At 73.9% G+C, this 21,203-nt stretch carries 21 protein-coding genes; 13 read left to right on the top strand and 8 right to left on the bottom strand.

The window, feature by feature from the left end:
• Positions 1-74 precede the first annotated feature (74 nt).
• Positions 75-1,232 (bottom strand): glutamate 5-kinase, encoded by a 1,158-nt coding sequence (gene proB, locus ACFOW4_RS10290; RefSeq protein ID WP_377526557.1) that lies wholly within the window; start codon positions 1,230-1,232, stop codon positions 75-77.
• A gap of 13 nt (positions 1,233-1,245) precedes the next feature.
• Between proB and ACFOW4_RS10285 the strand changes: the two genes are divergently transcribed.
• From ACFOW4_RS10285 to ACFOW4_RS10275, 3 genes are read left to right on the top strand one after another with little or no spacing between them, the layout of a single operon-like run.
• Positions 1,246-1,560: an MGMT family protein gene (locus ACFOW4_RS10285; RefSeq protein WP_377526556.1), complete on the top strand. Its 315-nt coding sequence runs from the start codon at positions 1,246-1,248 to the stop codon at positions 1,558-1,560.
• A 32-nt stretch (positions 1,561-1,592) separates the two neighbouring features.
• Entirely contained in the window at positions 1,593-3,005 is a 1,413-nt protein-coding gene (locus ACFOW4_RS10280; protein ID WP_377526555.1) for an MFS transporter, read from the top strand.
• Positions 3,006-3,032: 27 nt separating this feature from the next.
• Positions 3,033-4,481: a pyridoxal phosphate-dependent decarboxylase family protein gene (locus tag ACFOW4_RS10275; protein WP_377526554.1), complete on the top strand. Its 1,449-nt coding sequence runs from the start codon at positions 3,033-3,035 to the stop codon at positions 4,479-4,481.
• 70 nt (positions 4,482-4,551) lie between these two features.
• Here ACFOW4_RS10275 and ACFOW4_RS10270 read toward each other — a convergent pair whose 3' ends face one another.
• The 5 genes from ACFOW4_RS10270 to ACFOW4_RS10250 form a co-directional block, all read right to left on the bottom strand.
• Positions 4,552-5,757: a hypothetical protein gene (locus ACFOW4_RS10270; protein ID WP_377526552.1), complete on the bottom strand. Its 1,206-nt coding sequence runs from the start codon at positions 5,755-5,757 to the stop codon at positions 4,552-4,554.
• Positions 5,750-6,310, bottom strand: coding sequence for an RNA polymerase sigma factor (locus tag ACFOW4_RS10265; protein WP_377526551.1), 561 nt, complete (start codon positions 6,308-6,310; stop codon positions 5,750-5,752). Before ACFOW4_RS10265 ends, ACFOW4_RS10270 begins: the two co-directional genes overlap by 8 nt.
• Positions 6,311-6,512: 202 nt before the next feature.
• The gene (locus ACFOW4_RS10260; protein WP_377526549.1) at positions 6,513-7,454 is read right to left on the bottom strand and encodes a hypothetical protein; all 942 of its coding nucleotides are present in this window, start codon (positions 7,452-7,454) and stop codon (positions 6,513-6,515) included.
• Positions 7,455-7,591: 137 nt separating this feature from the next.
• A complete protein-coding gene (locus ACFOW4_RS10255; protein ID WP_377526548.1) occupies positions 7,592-8,797 on the bottom strand; it encodes a hypothetical protein in 1,206 nt (401 codons plus the stop codon).
• A complete protein-coding gene (locus ACFOW4_RS10250; RefSeq protein ID WP_377526546.1) occupies positions 8,790-9,359 on the bottom strand; it encodes a SigE family RNA polymerase sigma factor in 570 nt (189 codons plus the stop codon). The genes ACFOW4_RS10255 and ACFOW4_RS10250 overlap by 8 nt, the downstream gene beginning before the upstream one ends.
• A gap of 135 nt (positions 9,360-9,494) precedes the next feature.
• On the opposite strand from ACFOW4_RS10250, the gene ACFOW4_RS10245 reads away from it, so the two are divergent.
• Together ACFOW4_RS10245 and ACFOW4_RS10240 are read left to right on the top strand one after the other, a co-directional pair.
• Complete coding sequence (locus ACFOW4_RS10245) at positions 9,495-10,076, top strand: NADH-quinone oxidoreductase subunit B (RefSeq protein ID WP_377526544.1); 582 nt, start codon at positions 9,495-9,497, stop codon at positions 10,074-10,076.
• A 121-nt stretch (positions 10,077-10,197) separates the two neighbouring features.
• A complete protein-coding gene (locus tag ACFOW4_RS10240; RefSeq protein WP_377526542.1) occupies positions 10,198-11,514 on the top strand; it encodes a DUF2252 domain-containing protein in 1,317 nt (438 codons plus the stop codon).
• Positions 11,515-11,521: 7 nt separating this feature from the next.
• On the opposite strand, the gene ACFOW4_RS10235 is transcribed toward ACFOW4_RS10240, so the two are convergent.
• Complete coding sequence (locus ACFOW4_RS10235; RefSeq protein WP_377526539.1) at positions 11,522-12,568, bottom strand: glucose 1-dehydrogenase; 1,047 nt, start codon at positions 12,566-12,568, stop codon at positions 11,522-11,524.
• A gap of 120 nt (positions 12,569-12,688) precedes the next feature.
• Between ACFOW4_RS10235 and ACFOW4_RS10230 the strand changes: the two genes are divergently transcribed.
• A complete protein-coding gene (locus ACFOW4_RS10230) occupies positions 12,689-13,456 on the top strand; it encodes an NADH-quinone oxidoreductase subunit C (RefSeq protein ID WP_377526538.1) in 768 nt (255 codons plus the stop codon).
• On the top strand, positions 13,456-14,418 hold the full coding sequence (locus ACFOW4_RS10225) for an NADH-quinone oxidoreductase subunit H (protein ID WP_377526536.1): 963 nt from the start codon (positions 13,456-13,458) through the stop codon (positions 14,416-14,418). The genes ACFOW4_RS10230 and ACFOW4_RS10225 overlap by 1 nt, the downstream gene beginning before the upstream one ends.
• 69 nt (positions 14,419-14,487) lie before the next feature.
• Here the strand turns inward: ACFOW4_RS10225 and ACFOW4_RS10220 are convergent, their stop codons facing one another.
• On the bottom strand, positions 14,488-15,558 hold the full coding sequence (locus tag ACFOW4_RS10220; RefSeq protein ID WP_377526535.1) for a glutathione S-transferase family protein: 1,071 nt from the start codon (positions 15,556-15,558) through the stop codon (positions 14,488-14,490).
• An 87-nt stretch (positions 15,559-15,645) separates the two neighbouring features.
• Between ACFOW4_RS10220 and ACFOW4_RS10215 the strand changes: the two genes are divergently transcribed.
• The 6 genes from ACFOW4_RS10215 (at position 15,646) to ACFOW4_RS10190 (ending at position 21,192) form a co-directional block, all read left to right on the top strand.
• The gene (locus ACFOW4_RS10215; RefSeq protein WP_377526533.1) at positions 15,646-16,077 is read left to right on the top strand and encodes an ester cyclase; all 432 of its coding nucleotides are present in this window, start codon (positions 15,646-15,648) and stop codon (positions 16,075-16,077) included.
• Between the two features lie 89 nt (positions 16,078-16,166).
• Entirely contained in the window at positions 16,167-16,769 is a 603-nt protein-coding gene (locus ACFOW4_RS10210; protein ID WP_377526531.1) for a NuoI/complex I 23 kDa subunit family protein, read from the top strand.
• Between the two features lie 40 nt (positions 16,770-16,809).
• Positions 16,810-17,376, top strand: coding sequence for an NADH-quinone oxidoreductase subunit J (locus ACFOW4_RS10205; protein ID WP_377526529.1), 567 nt, complete (start codon positions 16,810-16,812; stop codon positions 17,374-17,376).
• Positions 17,373-17,744, top strand: a complete 372-nt coding sequence (gene nuoK, locus ACFOW4_RS10200; protein ID WP_377526527.1) for an NADH-quinone oxidoreductase subunit NuoK — start codon at positions 17,373-17,375, stop codon at positions 17,742-17,744. Before ACFOW4_RS10205 ends, nuoK begins: the two co-directional genes overlap by 4 nt.
• The gene (locus tag ACFOW4_RS10195) at positions 17,741-19,690 is read left to right on the top strand and encodes an NADH-quinone oxidoreductase subunit L (RefSeq protein WP_377526524.1); all 1,950 of its coding nucleotides are present in this window, start codon (positions 17,741-17,743) and stop codon (positions 19,688-19,690) included. Before nuoK ends, ACFOW4_RS10195 begins: the two co-directional genes overlap by 4 nt.
• Positions 19,687-21,192, top strand: coding sequence for a NuoM family protein (locus ACFOW4_RS10190; protein WP_377526523.1), 1,506 nt, complete (start codon positions 19,687-19,689; stop codon positions 21,190-21,192). The genes ACFOW4_RS10195 and ACFOW4_RS10190 overlap by 4 nt, the downstream gene beginning before the upstream one ends.
• The last annotated feature ends 11 nt before the right edge of the window (positions 21,193-21,203 follow it).

The raw sequence follows: 21,203 nt of genomic DNA, 5'->3' as shown, positions 1-21,203 counted from the left end.
CACAACAACCCCTGATCAAAGTCAGGCATTGCAACGATCCCTAGAACCGAAGGGCGTTAACAAGGGGCCCTTGCTTACAGCAGTACGAGGTCGTCGCGGTGGACGACCTCCCGTTCGTACGCCGGGCCGAGCGCCGCGGCGAGTTCGGAGGTGGAGCGACCGAGCAGCCCGGGCAGCTCCACCGCGTCGTAGTTGACCAGCCCCCGGGCCACCGGCGCGCCCGCGGTGTCGACCAGGTCCACCGGGTCCCCGGCGGTGAACGTGCCGTCCACGGCGGTGATCCCGGCGGGCAGCAGCGACTTGCGTCGCCCGACGACGGCGGCGACCGCACCCGGGTCCAGGTGCAGCCGACCGCGCGGCGAGGTGGCGTGGGCCAGCCAGAACAGTCGTGCCGTGGGGCGCTGCCGCTGCGGGTGGAACAGGGTGCCGACCGGCTCGCCGGCCAGCGCCGGAGCGGCCATCTGAGCGGCGGTGAGCACCACCGGGATGCCGAAGCCGGTGGCGATCCGGGCCGCCTCGACCTTGGTCACCATGCCACCGGTGCCGACCCCGGAGCGGCCGGCCCCGCCGATGGCGATCCCGACCAGGTCCTCCTCGTCGCGGACCTCCGCGATCCGGCTGGAGCCGGGCCGGGTCGGGTCACCGGTCCAGAGGGCGTCCACGTCGGAGAGGAGCACGAGCAGGTCGGCGTGCACGAGCGCGGCCACCAGGGCGGCCAGCCGGTCGTTGTCGCCGAACCGGATCTCCTCGGTGGCCACCGTGTCGTTCTCGTTGACGATCGGCACCGCGTGCAGGTCGAGCAGCTTGCGTAGCGTCCGGTACGCGTTGCGGTAGTGCGCCCGCCGGGTCACGTCGTCGACGGTGAGCAGCACCTGCCCGACGGTCAGCCGGTGCCGGGCGAAGCTGACCGCGTACCGGCCGATGAGCAGGCCCTGCCCGACGCTGGCGGCGGCCTGCTGGGTGGCCAGGTCGCGCGGGCGTCGGGGCAGCCCGAGCGGGGCCAGGCCGGCGGCGATCGCGCCGGAGGAGACCAGCACCACCTCGCGGCCGTCGGCGGCCAGCCGGCCCAGGGTGTCGACCAGCGCGTCGACCCGCTCCTCGGCCAGCCCGCCGTCGGCGGTGGTCAACGAGGAGGAGCCGATCTTGACGACGATCCGTCGGGCCGCCGTGACTGCGTCGCGCACCCGCCCATTCTGCGTGGTCGCGGGCGCGACGCCCGGCAGCGTTCCCATATCGTGGCGGACTGTGACACCTGACGAGTACGTCGAGGCGGTGCTCGACCTGGTCGAGCGGATCCCGCCCGGCCGGGTGATGTCGTACGGCGGGGTCGCCGACGCGCTGGCCGCGCGCTCGGGTCGGGCGTCGGCCCGGCTGGTCGGCGCCATCATGGCGCGGCACGGTGGCGGAGTGCCCTGGCACCGGGTGGTGACCGCCGCCGGCCGGCTGCCACCCGGGCACGAGCGGGAGGCGCGGGCCCGGCTGCGCGAGGAGGGCACACCGCTGCGCGGCGTGGGAGTGGACATCGCGGCGGCGGCCTGGTCGCCGGAGCAGGGGATGTGACGCGGGCCATAACGTGAGTAACATTCGGCCCCATGGACGCGCCGCCGGGTGATGCCGGCTCGTCAGCCCCCGGCCGGCTGCCCCGCACGGTGCACGCCGGGTACGCGCTCGGCTCGCTGGCCACCGGCGCGTTCGGCACCGTACCCGGGCTGCTCCTGCTGCCCTACCTGACCGACACGCTCGGGGTGGCGGCCGGCGTGGCGGCCCTGCTGGTGCTGCTGCCGAAGGCGTGGGACGTGCTGGTCAACCCGGTCGCCGGGCGGATCTCCGACCGCACCCGGTCCCGCTGGGGCGCCCGCCGGCCCTACCTGCTGCTCGGCGGCCTCGCCCTCGCGCTGCTCTTCGCGGCCATCTTCGCGGCGCCGTTCGGCAACGGCCCGGCCGCCGGGGCGTACGTGGCGCTCGCCTTCCTGGCCACCGCCACCGCGTTCGCCTTCTTCCAGGTGCCGTACGTGGCGATGCCGGCCGAACTGACCGACGACTACGCCGAACGCACCCGGCTGATGAGCTGGCGGATCGCCGTGCTGGCGCTGGCCATCCTGGTCTCCGGCGCGGTCGCCCCGCTCGTGGTGACCGCGGGCGGCGACGGGGTGCCCGGGCACCGGTGGATGGGGCTGTTCGTGGCGGTGCTGATCGCGCTCGGCGCGCTCGGAGCGTTCCTGGGCACCCGGTCCGCGCCCCTCGGCGCGGTCGGTGGGAGCGAGCCGACGTTGCGCGCCCAACTGGCCGTCGCGGGCGCGAACCGGCCGTTCCGGGTGCTGCTGATCTGCTTCGTCGTGCAGTCCGCCGGCGTGGCGACCATCCTGGCCGGGGTCAACTACTTCGCCGGTCAGATCCTGCGCGACGAGCAGAGCGGGCCGACGCTGCTCTTCGTCTGCTTCGTCGGGCCCGCGCTGCTGGTGATGCCGCTCTGGACCCGGGCCGGCGCCCGGCTGGGCAAGCGCGCCGCCCTGGTCGCGGCCACGCTGATCCTCGCCGCCGGGGCGCTGGCCCTGGTCGCCGCGCCAGTGCTGCCGGCGGTCGCGGTCTACCTGCTGGTCGCGCTGCTCGACGTCGGCTACGCCGGGCAGCAGGTCTTCGCGCTGGCCATGCTGCCGGACTGCATCGCGTACGACACCGCGCGTACCGGCCGTCGGCAGGCCGGCGTCTTCACCGGCCTGTGGACGGCGGGGGAGACCCTCGGCCTGGCCCTCGGCCCGGGGATCTACGGGCTGGTCCTCCAACTCTCCGGCTACGTCTCCTCCGACACCGGCACCGCCGCGTCCCAGTCGGACGTGGCCCGTCTCGGGGTCCTCCTCGGCTTCACCGTCCTCCCCGCTCTCCTGATCGGACCGCCCGTCCTCCTGCTCCGCCACTACACGCTCACCCCGGCCCTCCTCGCCGCCGCCGGTCACCGCGACCGGCCCGTCGATCAGGGAGTCGCGCTGGGGAACGAAAGCCGCTGACCATCACGAGAAGGGCACCACACCTCCATGATCGACAAGAACGGAGTGGCGGCGGAGGCCGTGCTGGCGGAGATCCGCGCGCTGCGGGCGGCGGACCGGCCCACCCACGGAGGGCGGCTGTTCGCGTACGTGTACGACCCGGCGGTCCCGGGGCTGGACGAGTTGACCGCCGCCGCCCACCGGGAGAGCGCGCACGTCAACGGGCTGGACCCCACCGCCTTCCCGTCTCTGCTCGCGATGGAGAACGCGCTGGTCGGCGCGGCCGCCACGGTGCTCGGCGGCGGGCCGGGCACGACCGCGCCGGACGTCGTCGGCAGCGTCACCAGCGGCGGCACCGAGTCGCTGATCCTCGCGGTCAAGGCCGCCCGGGACGCCCACCCGGAGATCACCGAGCCCCGGATCGTGGTGCCGTCCAGCGCGCACGCGGCGTTCGCCAAGGCGGCGCACTACCTGCGGGTGGAGCTGGACACGGCGCCGGTCTCCCCGGCCACGCTGCGCCCCGACCCGGCCGCGATGGCCGCCGCGATCCGCCCGGAGACGGTCCTGGTGGTCTGCTCCGCGCCGTCGTACGCCCACGGCGTGGTGGACCCGGTCGTGGAGATCGCCGCGGCGGCGGCCGACGCCGGGGTGCGCTGCCACGTGGACGCCTGCTTCGGCGGCTGGACCCTGCCGTACCTGCGCCGCCTCGGCGTGCCGGTGCCGGCGTTCGACTTCGCGGTACCCGGGGTGACCTCCATCTCGGTGGACCTGCACAAGTACGCGTACGCGCCGAAGGGGGTGTCGGTGCTGCTGCACCGCGACGCCGCGCTGCGCGCCCCGCAGTACTTCGCGTACGCGGACTGGCCCGGCTACACGATGATCAACCCGGTGATCGCGTCCACCCGGTCGGGCGGGCCGATCGCCGCCGCGTACGCGACCCTGCGTCACCTCGGCGACGACGGTTACCTGGCGCTGGCCGAGCGCACCCGGGACGCGGTCGCCGGGCTGGCCGACGCCGTGCGCGGGGTGGACGGGCTGCGGCTGATGGCCGAGCCGGAGTCGACAGTCGTCTGCTTCACCGCCACGGAGGGCGGCCCCGATCTGTTCGTCCTGGTCGACGAGTTGACCGCGCGTGGCTGGCACACCCAGCCGCAGTTGTCGTACGCCGACCTGCCGGCCAGCGTGCATCTCACGGTGACCGCCGCGGTCGCGCCCCGGGTGGCCGAGTTCGGCCCCGACCTGGCCGCCGCGGTGGCCGCGGCCCGGGCCGCCGGCCCGGTCGCCCTCCCGTCCGAGCTGGCGGCGCTGGCGACGTCGCTGACCCCGGACGCGCTCACGCCCGAGCTGGTCGCCGGCCTGGCCGCCGGACTGGGCCTGGGCGCAGGCGCCGTGGATCGGATGGCGGTGGTGAACACACTGCTCGACGCCGCGCCGTCGGCACTGCGCGAACGGCTGCTGGTGGAGTTCGTCGGGCTGCTGCAACGCCCCACCTGGTGAGCCGAAGCGCCCCCGACGGCCGCGCCGCACGCCCGGGTGGCGTGCGGCGCGGCCGCCGGGGGCGCGATCGTCACCGGTAGCTGATCCGGACCGTGTTGTCGGCGTCGTGGACATCCGGCAGGAAGGTGAAGCCGCTGTCCATCGGCCGGACGTCCACCTCGGCCTTCCCCGTGCCCAGCGCGGTCCCCTCGGCGACCCGGAAGCTCAGGGTCAGCCGCAGCTCCGCGCCCGCCTTCAGCGGGCCCACGTCGCAGGTCACCGGATCCCTGGTCTCCTGTGGCTCGCCCCGGCAGGGGGCCCATCCGTCGACATCCGGCCGCACCGCCGCCGGCACGCCCAGCCGCAGCGCCACGTACGCGACCGGCCCGCTGCCCCGGTTACGGATCCGCACCGTGGTCGTCCCCGTCCGTGAGCCGTCGTCCGCCGTGCTCAACACGAGGTCGGTGGCGGTGACCGAGACGTCCGCCGAGTGCGGATTCGGACCGAAGGTGGTGGGCCCGGAGACCTGGGCGAAGGCGCCGCCCTGCCAGCGGTAGCCACGCCACTGCCGCTGCGACCACTCGGCGGGCCAGCCGCCGCCGGGCGCGATGTCGCCGACCTGCACGCGGACCGTGCCGTCGCCCACCACGTCCAGCGCGAACAGCCACTGCGGCTTGGCGATGGTGGTCGCCACCACGCGGCCGAGCGTGACGACCTTCCCCGCCTCGTTCCGGTCGAAGGCGACCACCTGCATCGGCCCGCCGGTGCCGAGCACGCACTGCACCAGTGCCACCGTCTCCACCGCCCCGTCACCGTCGACGTCGCCGTGGTCGAGCGCCCGGAGCCAGTTGGCGCCCTCCCGGTCGTCGGCGGCGAGCCGTATGCCCGACGTCGGGCAGCCGGGCCCGGCCCGCCACGCCGGCAGGGTCACCGGTGCGCCCAGCAGTTGTGCCCGACTGATCCGGCCGTCGGGCACGGTCGTGGTGGGGCTGGCGCTGGTCACGGACGGGCCGGGGGTGGGGCTGGCCGGGCCGCTCGGCGTCGGGGACACCGACACGCTCGGCGTCGGCTCGATCGGACCCGGCCGGTGGTCCGGGCCGTTCATGGCCGCGTACCCGATGGCGGACCCGCCGAACAGCGCGAGGGCCGCCGTGGTGGTTGCCGCCAGCCGGCGCCGGCCGCGCTGCCGCGTGGCCCGCCGGACGGCGGCGGGCCCGGGCGCCTCGATCTCCGCCAGGACGGTACGGCGGTAGCGGGCGAATTCCTCGGCGAGGCCGAGGGTCTCCTGCTCAGACATCCCGCACCTCCTCGTTGGTGTCGCGCAGGTGTGTCGCGAGCGCCGCCCGGCCCCGGTGCAGCCAGGACTTGACGGTCCCTTCCGCGACCCGTTCCTGATCGGCGATCTCGGCGACCGTCAGGTCGGCGAGGTAGTGCAGCACGACGGCCCGCCGCTGCTTCGGCGGCAACTTCGCCAGCGCGGCGTCGACCGCGACCCGGTCGGGGCTCGGGCCGGCGACGTGTGTCTCCCGCTGCCGCATCAGCCACGCCTGGGCGGTCCGCAGCCGCCGCCAGCGGTTGTGGCCGAGGTTCCAGGCGACGCGCCGTACCCAGGCCAGCGGGTCCTCGTAACCGGAGAGCCGGTCCCAGCGGGCGTAGGCCCGGCAGAACGCCTCCTGGACGAGGTCCTGCGCCTGCCCACGGTCGCCCGTGTACGCGGTGAGCTGCACCACCAGCCCCCGGTAGTGCGCGTGGTAGAAGTCGTCGAAGACCAGCTCGGTCGGTTGGAGGACGGCGGTTCCCGGCGAGTCCGGTGGATGCCCGCCCACCCCTTCTTCTCTCGTCACATGCACTCGTCCTCCCCGTGGTGAGCGCGGGCGGTGTGTCCGCCGGCAACGGTCACACAACCGGACGCGCCGGTCGGTTGCGGCTGTATCGCCGGGGTTGCCTGTCGGGTCCCGGACACCCTGTTCCGGCGCGACAGCGGTCCAACCAGCCGACGTCGAGGGCCCGGGACCGTAGGGGTCCCGGGCCCTCGACGGGCGATGCGTGGGGTCAGCCGGCAGTCACCGCGAACGAGGCGGTGTTGTCGGCTGGGTCGGCGTCCGCCACCACGTTGCCGCCCCACTGGGTGTCGAGCTGGAAGGTGACGGCACCGAGATCACCCGGGACGGTGTCGGGCTCGGCCCGGAGTAGCACGTCGAAGCTCCGCTCCTCGCCGGGCATGAAGCGCCCGCCCGGCACGACGAAGTTGGTGAAGAAGCTCGGCAGGTCCTGCGGGTCGGTGCCCCAGATACGGACGCCGGCCGGCAGCGTGGTCGCCTCGACGAAGAGGAACTCGTGCGCGGTGTCCCCGGCCCACCGGACCGTCACCGGCAGTCGGCCCTGGTAGCTGCCGTCCTCCTGCCGCACGAGCGTGGCCCCGGCGGCCGTGCTGATGGATGCCCGCGCCTGGCTGTCCTGCACGTACGGCACGGGGTGGCGCAGCGAGCCCGAGGTGGAGCGGAAGCGCGCGACGAAGCTCTCCTCGTCGGCGATCGCCGGGTTGCCGTCGCCGACGTTGACCGAGACCTCGCCCCCGGTCGCGATCATCGCCACGTCCCGCGGCGTGGTGAGTGCCTGGAAGGCGACCGAGAACGACCGCCGTTCGCCCGGCTTCAGGGCGGGACCGGGCACCGAACAGTTCACGAGCCGCCGGTTGTTCTGGAGCGGCCCGTACCCGCACGGGCTGTCCGGGGACACATTGCCGATGGTGCCGGCGACCGGCTCGACGATAGTGACGCTGAAGTAGGTCTCGGCCGGACCGCGGTTCGTCACCGTGATCGGCAGGCTGCCCTGGTAACCGCGCTCGGTCGGGTCGAGCACCAGCCGGCCCACCGAGACGTCGGCGTCGAGGCCGCCGGCGGGTGCGGCCGCGGCGGGTGCGGCGAACGCCAGCAGCGCCGCGGTCGGGCCGAGCAGAAGGGCGGCCAGCCGCCGTCCGGTACGTGTGGTCATTTCGATGTCCTCCCGTGGATCCCCGTTGCTGGGCGGCGGCGCTTCCGCCGCCCGTTGTTGGTCACACATCCGAAGTGGACCGTAGGTTGCGGCGAAGACTGTCGCCAATTTGACGCCGCGACCCCGCCGCCGCTCGGCTAGCCGGCCGTCTTCAGCTCGACCTGGTTGTCCTTCCACTTCAGGTCACTCCACCACCGCTCCTGGGAGTCGTAGTGGACGACCCGCAGCTTCGGCGGAGCGTCGGCGTCCGGCGGCTCGTAGCGGAACGTGAAGGTGTACGTCTTGCGTTCCCCGGCCGGCAGGCCGTCCAGGACGCAGGTGTCCGGCCCGTCGGAGCGCACCTCCCGGCACCGGGTCAGGTCCCCGCCGGAGGGCTCGCCGATCGTGTAGAAGTCGCCGAAGCCGAGCCGGGGCACGTCGACCGGCCCCTTGTTCACCACCGTGACGATCACCGTCGCGGTCCGCTCGCCCTTCGCGTCCGGTGCCCCGACGGCCAGGTCCCCGGCCGTCAGGGTGAGGTCGGTCAGCCGGGGATCCACCCCGAACGTCGTCGGCCCGCCGGTCTGGTCGAACCGCTCGCCGGCCCAGGCGTACGTCCGCCACTGTCGCTGCGGTTTCCACTCCGGGGTGCTGCAGCAGGGCTGGATGTCCGCCACGTACACCCGGATCCTCCCGTCGGCCTGTACGGCGAAGTCCGTGACGTCTGCCATCCCCTCCCGGGTGCCGACCACCCGGCCCATCGTGACCACGCGGCCGGCGCCGTCCCGGTCGAAGGCGACCACCTGCTTGGCCGAGGCCTCGCCCATGCGGCAGGCGACCAGTGCGACCGTCTCGGTGCCGCCGTCGCCGTCGACGTCGGCGTAGCGGGGATCGCCCAGCAGCGTCGGCACCGATTCCTGCTGCGGCCCGGACCGGAGCCGGACGCCGTCGGTGACGCAGGTCGTCGGGGCGCCCTGCGGCCAGCGCGGCAGGTCGAGTCGGGCGGCGAGCAGCTGCGCACGGGTGATCCGGCCGTCCGGCGCGGCCGGGGTGGGGCTGGCCGTGCTCGGCGTCGGCGTCGGCGTCGAAGCGGTCGGGGTGGGTGCGGCGGTCGTCTCGGACGGGACCGGGGTGGCGGTCTGCGCCGGCCCGGGATCGGGCCGCCGGTGCAGGGCGGCGTTCGCGCCCACTGGGATCGCCACGGCGAGCACCACCGCCGCAGCGGTGACCACCGCGGTACGCCGGCGCCGCCGGCGGACGGTCTGCCGTACCGCGGCCGTCCCGGCCGGGTGCACCTCGGGGGCGTACGTCTCGCGGAACGCGGCGAACTCGCCGCTGACCAGGATGTCGTCGAGCTCAGTCATGGTTGTTCACCTCGTTCGTGGTGGCCAGCCGAACCGCCAGGGCGGCCCGACCTCGGTGCAGCCAGGACTTGACCGTGCCCTCCGGCACTCCCTCCTGCTCCGCGATCTGCCCGACGCTGAGATCGGCCAGGTAGTGCAGCACCACGGCGCGGCGCTGAGTGGTCGGCAACTGGGCCAGGGCGGCGTTGAGCGCGACCCGGTCCGGCCCCGGCCCGGGCACGTGCTCCTCGCGCTGCCGGTGCAGCCACGACTGGGCAGTCCGCAGCCGCCGCCAACGACTGGTGGCCAGGTTCCAGGCGACCCGGCGTACCCAGGCCACCGGATCGTCGTAGCGCGACACCCGCGACCAGCGGGCGAACGCCCGGCAGAACGCCTCCTGCACCAGGTCCTGCGCCTGCGACAGGTCACCGCAGTAGGCGGCGAGCTGGAGCGTCAGCGACCGGAAGTGCGCGTGGTAGAGCCCGTCGAAGTCGACCACCTCGCGCTCGCCCGGATGCACCGGCCGCTCCGCTGCCCTCTCGGGTGGTGGCTCGCCGAGCCGTGGCTCCCTCATCACCATCATCTGGTCCTCCCCGTCCGAGTGCCGCCGACGCGGTCACGTCGGTCACACGCCCTGACGCGGGCACCGGTTGCGCGGGTTGCCGCCGCGGGGCCTGTGGTTGACTGTCAACTCGGAGACAGCTGAGGGAGGCCCGAGGTGCAGTTGCCGGCCGTGCTCGGCGAGCCGATCCGGTTCGTGCTGAACTGGGGCCGCCGCTACTCGCTCTGGGTCTTCAACTTCGGCCTGGCCTGCTGCGCGATCGAGTTCATCGCGACCAGCATGGGTCGGCACGACTTCATCCGCCTCGGCGTGATCCCGTTCGCCCACGGCCCGAGGCAGGCCGACCTGATGGTCGTCTCCGGCACGGTGACCGACAAGATGGCCCCGGCGATCAAGCGGCTCTACGACCAGATGCCCGAGCCCAAGTACGTCATCTCGTTCGGCGCCTGCTCCAACTGCGGCGGCCCGTACTGGGACTCGTACTCGGTGACCAAGGGTGTCGACCAGCTCATCCCGGTCGACGTCTACGTGCCCGGCTGCCCGCCCCGGCCGGAGGCGCTGCTGCACGGCATCCTGCTCCTGCAGGAGAAGATCGCCGCCGAACAGTCCGGCATCGGCGGGGTCTCCCGTCCCGACCTGCTCGCCGCGCCGGTGGACGCGCCACCCCGCGACGGGGCCGCGCCCCGCTCCGTCGCGTCGCTCACCGCCGCACCGGTACGCCCACCCACCGCGGGCTGAGGCCGACCGGCGGCAGCGCGCTCCCGCCCCGGCCGGTTGCCGTGTTCCGGATCTCCAGCCGGTCAGGACCGGTCGGTCGGACGAGGTCCCGGGGTGGTCGACCCGGGCTAGCCTGCGCAGCATGAGCAACTCCGTGGACCAGCGGTCCGCCCACATCGTCGACGTGCTGACCGAGGAGTTCGGGGCGTCGATGTCGGTCGACCCGGCCGCCTTCCGCCGCAAGTTCCGCAAGATGGCCGCGTCGCCGTTCGCCTTCTACCGGGGCAGCGCCGCGCTGTTCTACGCCGACCAGCTCGGCGACTTCGCCGACGACCGCTTTCTCGACGAGCGGACCGGCCGGGTGTGGATCCACGGTGACCTGCACGCGGAGAACTTCGGCACCTACATGAACGCCTCCGGTCAGCTGGTGTTCAACGTCAACGACTTCGACGAGGCGTACGTCGGGCCGTTCACCTGGGACCTGCGGCGGTTCGCGGCCAGTGTGGCGCTGCTCGGCTACGGCAAGGCGCTCTCCGACCGGGCGATCGGCGAGCTGGTGGCCGGCTTCGCCCGCTCGTACCTGACCGAGTTGCGGGCGATCGCCGCCGGCGGGGACGACGCCATCGGTTCGATCACCCTGGACAACGCCGACGGGGTGCTGCGCCGTGTGCTCCAGCAGGCGCGGCTCAACACCCGGGTCGACCTGCTCGCCGAGCAGACCACCATCGACAACTACGAGCGGCGCTTCTCGCTCGGCGACGGGGTCTTCGAGATCGACTCCGACACCCGGGACAAGGTCTGCGCCGCCTTCGAGGAGTACCTCGGCACCCTGCCTCCCGCCTCGGCGCGGCTGCGCCCGATCGCGGCGCGGATCAAGGACGTGGTGCTGCGCAAGGGGGTGGGCATCGGCTCCGCCGGGCTGCCGTCGTACAACCTGCTGCTGGAGGGGCACACCCAGGCGCTGGAGAACGACGTCGTCATCTACATGAAGCAGGCGCAGGTGCCGGCGGTGGCCCGGCACATCGCCGACGACACGGTCCGCGGCTACTTCCAGCACCAGGGGCACCGCACCGCCGAGTCGCAGCGGGCGCTGCAGGCGCACGCCGACCCCTGGCTGGGCTTCACCGAGCTGGACGGGGCGGGTCAGCTGGTCGCCGAGGTCTCCCCGTACGCCGCCGACCTGGACTGGGCCGACGTCAACGAGCCGGAGGAGCTGACCGGGGTGCTGACCGACCTCGGCCGGGCGGTGGCCCGGATGCACTCGGTGGCCGACGACGAGTCCAGCCACGATCTGGTGGACTACTCCACCGAGGAGGCGATCGTCGCCGCGGTGGACCGCGACGAGGCCGGCTTCGTCGACCACCTGGTCGACTTCGCCCACGCGTACGGGGTCCGCGCCCGGGAGGACCACCAGCTCTTCGTGGACCTGTTCCGCAACGGCCGGCTGCCCGGCATCTGAGGCGCGCTCAGACGGCGAACTCCAGCACCACCTTGATGTCGTTCGGGCCGGCGGTGTACGCGTCCGCGTACGACGACACCGGCACCCGCCGGGTGATCAGCGAGGTGAGCCAGATCTGGTCGGCCCGGGTGAGCGCCTGGGCGGCCAGTTCCCAGTGCCGCCGGTTGGCGTTCACCGAGCCGAAGACGACGTTGTTCTCCAGCACCAGCGCCCGGTTGAGGGCCCCGGCGTCGAAGTCGATGGTCCGGCCGCCGCTGGACACTCCGGCCAGACAGACGATCCCGGTCGGCGCGGCCTTGCACATCACGTCGAGCACCACCGAGGGCGCGCCGGTGCACTCGACGACCACGTCCGGGTCGAAGGGCAGGTCGTTGACCGGCACGGTGTGGTAGGTGGCACCGAGCGCCGCCACCAGGTCCGGCTTCGGCCCCTCGGTGGCCCGGTCCAACACGTGCACCGCGAGCCCGCGCTGGGCGGCGAGCAGCGCGGCCAGCAGCCCGATCGGCCCGGCGCCGGTGACCAGGACCGTCTGCGGTTCCCACTCGGCCCGGTGCCCGATCCGCTCGATGTGGTCCCACGCCTTCGCCACCACGCTCGTCGGCTCCAGCAGCACGCCGACCTGGGCCAGCGCGGGGTCCAGCCCGACCGCGAACTTGGGTTGGATCCGCCAGCGGTCCCGGGCGAACCCGGGGAGCGCCTTGATCCCGTGCTCGGTGTAGCGGCCGTTACGGCACATGTCCCACTCGTCCACCGCGCAGTTGACGCAGGGCACCGGATCCGGGTGCCGGACGATGCCGGCCACCAGATCGCCGGGCCGCAGGGTGCCGGTCGGGTCCTCCAGCACCCGGCCCAGCGACTCGTGCCCGATGACCAGGCGTTCCTCACCGGGCGGCGCCTCGCCGTACTCGCCCGCGACGATCTCGTGGTCGGTGCCGCAGATCCCGACCGCCAGCGCCTCGACCAGGATCGCGCCCTCCTCGCCCGCCGGCTCGGGCTGGTCCTCAACCAGCCGTAATGAGTTGGGGGTCCCTGGCTTCACCGTCACAGCGCGCACGCCCTCATCCTTCCCCGCCGGCCGGCCCCTCGCCCGGCAAAGCCAGCAGATGACCGCGCACCGGCCGTCCGCCCTGCACGGGACGGGCCGGCCCGCAGGACACGCCCTAGGATCAGCGGCATGACTCCCGAAGAGGTCGGCGCTCGGCTGGTGGCGCTGCTCGCGCCGGTCGAGGCGACCCCGTCGGTCTCCGGCGGCCAGCGCTACGCCCGCGCCACCGTCGACCTACCGGCGGCGAGCTGGCCGGACGCGCTGCGCGCGGCCCGCGACGACGCCGAGCTGGCCTGCGACTACTTCGACTGGCTCTCGGCGGTGGACGAGCTGGCCGAGGGCTTCGACGTGGTGGCGCACCTCTGGTCGACCCGGCTGCGGCACGGTGTGCTGCTGCGCACCCGGGTGCCCCGGGCGACGCCGACGGTCGCCTCGGTGGTCGACGTCTACCCGGGTGCCCGCTGGCACGAGCGGGAGACGCACGAGATGTTCGGCATCGGGTTCGCCGGCCACGAGGGGCTGCGTCCGCTGCTGCTGCCGCCGGAGTTCGAGGGTCACCCGCTGCGCAAGGAGTTCGTGCTCGCCTCCCGGGTGGCCAAGCCGTGGCCGGGTGCGAAGGAGCCGGGCGAGTCCGAGGCCGGTGGCGGCCGTCGACCGATCCGCCCGCCGGGCGTACCGGCGCCGGGCGAGTGGGGCACGACGCCCACCCCGGCGGGCGCGGGTGCTGTGGGGGAGGGGCCGCGCGGCGGCACCCCGGCCCGACCTGCCGGTGACCGGCCCGCGCGGCCGGCCCCGGGCGCCCGTCCGACGCGTACTCCCCGGCCTGACCGCGCCGCCGACGGCCCGGCGCCCGCCGCGAACCCGGCCTCCACCGACGACGACGGGGGTACGGCCTGATGCCGGTGTGGGTGGAGCTGGTGCTCCGGGTGGGTGGCGTGCTGGTCGCGTTCCTCACCCTGCCGCTGCTGGTCGGCCAGGCCGAACACAAGGTGATGGCGCACATGCAGGGCCGGCTCGGCCCGATGTACGCCGGTGGCTTCCACGGCTGGGCGCAGCTCATCGCCGACGGGGTCAAGTTCGTGCAGAAGGAGGACGTCACCCCGCGCGAGGCGGACCGGGCGGTGTTCCGGCTGGCCCCGGCGGTCGCGCTGGTGCCCTACCTGCTGGTCCTGCTGGTGATCCCGCTCGGTCCGAACGACCTGGTCGGGCAGCCCCTCGACATCGGCCTGTTCTTCGTGCTGGCCGTGGTCGGCGTCGGAGTGGTGGCCGTGCTGATGTCGGCCTGGGCGTCGGCCAACAAGTACAGCCTGCTCGGCGGGCTGCGCGGCGCGGCCCAGCTGCTCGGCTACGAGCTGCCGCTGGTGCTGGCCGCCGCCTCGGTGGCCATGGCGGCCGGCACGCTCAGTCTCTCCGGCATCGTCGAGGCGTGGCAGCCCTGGTGGCTGCTGTGGCAGGCCCCCGCGATGATCATCTTCTTCGTCGCCGGGGTGGCCGAGATCCGCCGGCCGCCGTTCGACATGCCGGTGGCCGACTCGGAGCTGGTCTTCGGCTACATGACCGAGTACACCGGCCTGCGGTTCGCCTTCTTCCTGCTCGCCGAGTACGTCGGCATCGTGGTGATCGCCGCGCTGACCACCGTGCTCTTCCTCGGCGGCTGGCAGGGCCCGTTCGCCGACGGGCAACTGGGCTGGCTCTGGACTCTGCTCAAGGTCTTCGCCGTCGCGTTCGTCATCATCTGGCTGCGGGTCGCCTACCCCCGGCTGCGCGAGGACCAGCTCCAGCGGCTCTGCTGGCTGGTGCTGGTCCCCGCCTCCCTCGCACAGCTCGTCCTCACCGCAGCCGTCCGCGTCGCCCTCTGAGGGCGAAGGAAGGGCACTTTGTTAACGCCTCCGGTAGAGCAGGGGCCCCTTCTTAACAGTGCAGGCAGCTCAGCGCAGCGGGGTGTGCGCCAGGTCGACGGGCTCCGCCGGGGGCGGGGGCGGCGTGCCGTCGCCGAACGGGCGGCCACCGAGGGCCTCCCGCCCGTGCGGGGTGACCCAGTTGGACAGGTCGGGGCCGAGGGGAACGACCCCGGTCGGGTTGATGTCCCGGTGCACCTCGTAGTAGTGCCGCTTGATGTGGTCGAAGTCGATGGTGTCGCCGAACCCGGGGGTCTGGAACAGATCCCGGGCGTACGCCCACAGCACCGGCATCTCGGCGAGCTTCTGCCGGTTGCACTTGAAGTGCCCGTGGTAGACCGGGTCGAAGCGCACCAGCGTGGGAAAGAGCCGCACGTCGGCCTCGGTGATGGTGTCGCCGACCAGGTAGCGCTGGCCGGCCAGCCGCTCGGTCAGCCAGTCCAGCCGGTCGAAGAGCCGGTGGTACGCCTTCTCGTACGCCTCCTGGGTGCCGGCGAAGCCGCACCGGTAGACGCCGTTGTTGACGTCCCGGAACACCACGTCGTTGACCTCGTCGATCTCCGCCCGCAGCGCCTCGGGGTAGAGCTGCGGCGCGCCCTCGCGGTGGTACGCGCCCCACTCGGTCGACAGGTCGAGGCTCATCCGCGCGTAGTCGTTGGTCACGACCTTCCCGGTCGGCACGTCGACGAACGCCGGCACGGTGATGCCCCGCTCGTAGCCGGGGAAGCGCGCGAAGTACGCCTCCTGGATGCGCTCGATGCCCAGCACCGGGTCCCGCCCGTCCGGGTCGAGGTCGAACGTCCAGCTCCGGGCGTCGTGGGTGGGGCCGGCCACCCCCATCGAGATGACCTCCTCCAGGCCCAGCAGTCGCCGCACGATGATCAGGCGGTTGGCCCACGGGCAGGCCCGGCTGACCACCAGCCGGTAGCGGCCGGGTTCCACCGGATAGCCGTCCCGCCCGTCGGCGGTGATCCGGGTGGCGATGTACCGCTGGTCCCGGGTGAACTCGCCGCCCGGCTCGACGTACTTTCCGCCGGTCTGCGTCCCACCTGCTTGCTCGCCCACGTCACCCCTCCGGTCCGTTACCGTCTCGGTTCCCATCCTGGCGGATCGACGGCCGCTCCGGCGCGGCGGTGGGTGAACTCGTCCGCACCGCGGCCGTGGGCAACGGCCGACTAACCTGCCGGCATGACGGATGTGGAGGCGGCGGCCCGGCAGTTCATCGCGGACGTGTGGAACGCCCGCCGGGAGGAATCCGCGTACGAGCTCATCGCCGAGGAGTGCCCGGGGCTCGGGGGCACCGGGCCGGAGGCGACGCTGGCGTGGCACCGCGAGCGGCGGGCCGCCTTCCCGGACCTGCGCTACAAGATCGTCGACGTGGTGGCCGCCGGCGAGCGGGTGGCGGTGCACTGGCGGGCGGCCGGCACCCACGCCGGGCAGTTCGGCCCGGTGCCGCCGACCGGGCAGGTGGTCAGCTACTCCGGTGCGACGTTCCTGCGCTTCGACGCGGCGGGCCGCATCGTCGAGGTGTGGAGCTGCAACGAGCTGTTCCAACTGCTCCAGCAGCTCGGGGTGGAGATGCTCCCGCCGGCACCCGGAGTCAACGGCTCCGGGGCGTGATCCGGCTGATTCTCCCCAGGGCCACGGTAACGCCGCCGACCGACGGGTGGTGGTCGCGCGCGTCGGGGGCACAGGGCAGGATGGTCGACATGACCGACCCCAGCGAGCACGGCGACCAGGCCGGCGGCACCGGCGAGCGCGGCCTGCCCGGCGCGGGCCTGGTGAAGGGGCTGGCGGTCACCCTGAAGACGATGACCCGCCGCTCGACCACCCAGCAGTACCCGGACGTCGCCCCCGAGCTGCCGCCCCGTTCCCGCGGCGTGATCGCGCTGTCGGAGGAGAACTGCACGGTCTGCATGCTCTGCGCCCGCGAGTGTCCGGACTGGTGCATCTACATCGACTCGCACAAGGAGGAGGTGGCGGTGCCCGGCGCCGCCCGCCCCCGCCAGCGCAACGTGCTCGACAAGTTCGACATCGACTTCTCGCTCTGCATGTACTGCGGCATCTGCGTCGAGGTCTGCCCGTTCGACGCGCTCTACTGGTCGCCCGAGTTCGAGTACGCCGAGTACGACATCAAGGACCTGCTGCACGACAAGGACCACCTCGGCCAGTGGATGGCCACCGTCCCGCCGCCGCCCGCACACGACCCGAACGGCGAGCCGGCCAAGGAGGAGACCAACGCCGCGCGCAAGGCGGCGAGCGCCCGGCCGGCCCCGCCGGCGGTACGCCCCGAGCCGGGCGCCGCGTCGTGACGGCGCGAATCGCGGCGACGGACTCCCCGGGAGCCGACCGGTGACCGGCGCGGATCTGCTGCTGCTCGCCCTCGGCGCCGTCGCGGTGGGCGCCGGCGTGCTGGTGGTGACCACGAAGCACCTGGTCCGGGCCGGGCTCTACCTGGTGGTCTGCCTCGGCGCGCTGGCCGGCGACTACCTGGTGCTCGGCGCCGAGCTGGTGGCGTGGGTGCAGGTGCTGATCTACGTGGGCGCGGTGGTGGTGCTGCTGCTGTTCGCGGTGATGCTGACCCGGGCGCCGATCGGCGCCTCCGACGACCTGGACCGGCCCGGCTGGCCGGCCGCGCTCATCGGTGGCGGAGCAGGGCTCGGGTTGACCGTCCTGCTGGTCGACGCGTACCGGTGGAGCACGGTCGCGCTGCCCGGGGCGGGCACCGCCGAACGGTTGGGGGAGCAGATCTTCCGCTCCTGGGTGCTCCCGTTCGAGGTGCTCTCGGTGCTGCTGCTGTCCGCTCTGGTGGGCGCCATCGTGCTGTCCCGGCCGGACATCGGCCGTCCCGCGCCGACCGGCGGTTCCGCGCCGCGCGGCCGGGGCCGTACCGACCTCGAGACCGGGCGGCGCCGGTGAGACCGGTCATCCCGTACGTCACCGCCGCGCTGCTGTTCGGCCTCGGCGTGTACGGCGTGCTGCGCCGACGCAACGCCGTGCTGGTGCTGATGGCGGTCGAGCTGATGCTCAACGCGGTCAACCTGATCCTGGTCACCGCGGACACCACCGCGCGCGCGGTGCTGCCGCACTCCGGCCAGGTCTTCGCGCTCTTCGTCATCGTCCTGGCCGCCGCCGAGATCGGTGTGGGGCTGGCCATCGTGCTCCAGCTCTACCGGCTGCGCGCCAGCGTGGCGGTGGACGAGGTGCCGCTGACCGAGCCGGCCGGGCCGCCGCGGGCCGCCGATGAGCCGGCCGTCGTCGGCGGGGACGCGGAGGTGGGCCGGTGACCGGGCTGCTCGGCGCGCTGCTGCCCGCCGTACCGCTGGTGGCCGGTCTGCTCGGCCTGCTGCTGCCGCCGGCGCCGCGCGACCTCCCGGCCGGCTCGCCCGGCCGCGCACCCGGTGGCGACCGGTCCCGGCGGGCGGCCATCGCGCTCGGGGTGACCGGCGCGGCCGGGGCCCTGGCGCTCGCCGTCGCCCTGCTGGTCACGGTCGACACTCCGCGGGAGACCTCGACCACCTGGGTCGACCTCGGCGGGCTGACGGTGACCCTCGGCGTCCGGCTGGACGGCGCCGCCGCGCTGGTCGCGGTGGCCGTCGCCGCGGTCGCCCTGGCCGTGCAGGTCTACTCGATCGGCTACCTGCGGCGCGGCCCGCACGACGACGTCGACGTCGATCATCGCTACCCGCCGTACGCCGCGCAGATCAGCCTCTTCACCGCCGCGATGCTGCTGGTCGTGGTCGCGGGGGACCTGGTCATGCTGCTGGTCGGCTGGGAGGTGATGGGCCTCTGCTCGTACCTGCTCATCGCCCACGACCGGCGGCTGCCTGGCGCGCCGGCCGCCGCCATGAAGGCGTTCCTGGTGACCCGGGTCGGCGACGTCGGCTTCCTGCTCGGCATCGCGCTGCTCGGCGTGTCGGCGGGCAGTTTCCGGATCGCCGACGTGCTCGCCCACGATCACTCCACCGCCACCCTGACCGCCGCCGGTCTGCTGCTGCTGGCCGGCGTGGCCGGCAAGAGCGCCCAGTTCCCGCTGCACACCTGGCTGCCCGACGCGATGGCCGGCCCGACGCCGATCTCCGCGCTGATCCACGCCGCGACCATGGTCGCCGCCGGGGTGTACGCGGTGACTCGGCTCTACCCGCTCTTCACCGCCGCGCCGGTGACGCTGACCGTGCTCGGGGTGATCGCCTCGATCACGCTGCTGCTCGGCGCGCTCGCTGCCACCGCGCAGGACGACATCAAGCGGGTGCTGGCCTGGTCGACCGTCTCCCAGCTCGGCTACATGACCGGAGCGCTGGCGGTCGGTTCGCCGTCGGCGGCGCTGTTCCACCTGCTCACCCACGCCGCGTTCAAGGCGCTGCTGTTCCTCGCCGCCGGCGCGGTGATCCACGCGGTGGGCACCACGTTGATGTCGGAGATGGGCGGACTGCGCCGGAGCATGCCGGTGACCTTCTGGTGCACGGTCGTCGGGCTCGGCGCGCTGGCCGGGGTCCCGCCGCTGGCCGGGTTCTGGAGCAAGGACGGCGTCCTCACGGTCGCCGAGTCCGCCGCTCGGGAGGGCACCGGCCCGGTCCCGACCTGGGTGGGCTGGCTGGTCTGGCTGGCCGGGCTGATCGGGGTGGCGATCACCGCCTGGTACGCCAGCCGGTTGCTGCTGCGCGCCTTCTTCGGCACGTCCCGCCTGCCGCTGGTCCGGCCGCACGACCCGCCGGCGGTGCTGCGCTGGCCGGTGCTGCTGCTCGCCGTACCGGCCGCCCTGCTCGGCCTGGCCGGGTTCGTCGGGCCGTTCGCCGACCGGCTGCGGTTCGCCACCGTGCCGGTCGCCGGCGCCGAGGACGGCCTGGTCCACCTCGGGCCGGAGTTGCTGCTGCCGCTGGTGCTGCTGCTGGTCGGTGCCGGGCTGGCCGTCTGGGGCTGGCGGCGGGACTCCGCCGCCGATCCGGCGCGGGCGCTCGGTCCGCTGCGGCCGGTCTTCGCCCGTGCCTTCCGGCTCGACGACGTCCAGCACGCCCTGGTGGTACGTCCGGTCCGGGCGCTGGCCCGGGTGGCGCGTACCGGTGACGAGACGGTGGTGGACGGGGCGGTCGAGGGCAGCGGGCGGGCCGCGACCGGCCTGGGCGCCGGGCTGGCCGCCCTGCACCGGGCGGCGCTGCCCCGTGCCGCCGCCGGGGTGCTGGCCGGTGCGCTGCTCATCGGGTTGGCCGCGGCCCTGATCGGAGGGTCCCGATGATGTGGGGTCAGTTCCTGCTGGTGGCGGTGTTGGCGGCGCCGGCGCTCGGCGCGGTCGCGGTGGCCGCGATCCCCCGGGACCGGGCGGCCCGGCTCGTGGGCACGGTCGCCGCCGCGCTGACCCTGCTGGCGGCGGTGCCGCTGGTCCTCGGCGACCGCACCTGGTTCGCCTGGTCCGCGAACGCTCCGGGGGTGCGTCCCTGGCACCAGCTGGACCTGCCCTGGGTGCCCGGCCTGGACCTGCGCCTCCACCTCGGCGTCGACGGCATCTCCTGGCCGCTGGTGGTGCTCACCGCGCTGCTCACCCTGCTCTGCTGCGGCTACACGCTGTGGCGGGTGCCGCCCGGCGGCAGCGGTCGGACGCTGGTGGCGCTGCTGCTGGTCGTCGAGGTGGGCATCCTGGGCACCTTCCTCGCCCTCGACCTGGTGCTGTTCTTCCTCTTCTTCGAGGTCGTCCTGCTGCCCATGTACGCGATCATCGCGGGCTGGGGTGGTGCCGACCGCCGCCGCGCGGCTCGCAAGTTCGCGCTCTACACCCTCCTCGGCTCGGTGCTGCTGCTGGTCGGCGTCTACGTCGTGGTGGCCGCCGCCGGCACCGCCGACGTGGTGGCGCTGACCGGGGGGGCTGGGCTGTCCCGCGGCACCCAGCTCGCCGCGTTCACCCTGCTCGCCCTCGCGTTCGCGGTGAAGAGCCCGCTGTGGCCGCTGCACTCCTGGCTGCCCGACGCGCACACCCAGGCCCCCACGGTGGGCAGCGTCATCCTGGCCGGGGTGCTGCTCAAGATGGGCACGTACGGGCTGATCCGGGTGGCGGTGGGGGTCGCACCGGAGGGAGCCCGCTGGGCGGCGCCGGTGCTCGGCGTGCTGGCGGTCGCCGCCATCCTGGTCGGTTCGCTGGTCTGCCTGGCACAGGACGAGGTGAAGCGGCTGATCGCGTACTCCAGCGTGGGGCACATGGGCTTCGTGCTGCTCGGCGTCGCCACGTTGACCACCACCGGCATCCAGGCCGCGCTGATCGGCAACGTGGCGCACGGCGTGATCACCGGCCTGCTGTTCTTCCTGGCGGGGGCGGTGAAGGACCGCACCGGTACGGGCAGTCTCGCCGAGCTGTCGGGGCTGCGCGAGACCGCGCCCCGGCTCGCCGGTCTGCTCGGCTTCGCCGCGATCGCGTCGCTCGGCCTGCCCGGGCTGGCCGGCTTCTGGGGGGAGGCGTTCGCGGTGATCGCCGCGATCGAGGTCGGCGGACCGCTCTGGACGACCCTGGCCGTGCTGGCCGCGGTCGGTGGCGCGCTCACCGCCGCGTACTTCCTCCGGCTGCTGCGCCGGGTCACCCATGGCCGTCCGAGCACGTCGGTGGAGCGGGTCGCTCCCGGCCTGGCCGGGGCGGAACTCACCGCGTGGGCACCGCTGGTGCTGCTGGCGTTGGCCATCGGGCTCGCTCCGGCGCTGGTCCTCGGCGTCGCCGAGGCCCCGGTCGACGCCCTGGTGGGGGTGCTCCGGTGAGCGCGAGGAGT

The organism is Micromonospora sp. GCM10011542, assembly GCF_042650685.1.
In the GTDB taxonomy this organism is placed as follows: domain Bacteria; phylum Actinomycetota; class Actinomycetes; order Mycobacteriales; family Micromonosporaceae; genus Micromonospora.
Note: the sequence above shows the minus strand (reverse complement) of the source record. Positions and strands in the feature narration are given on the sequence as shown.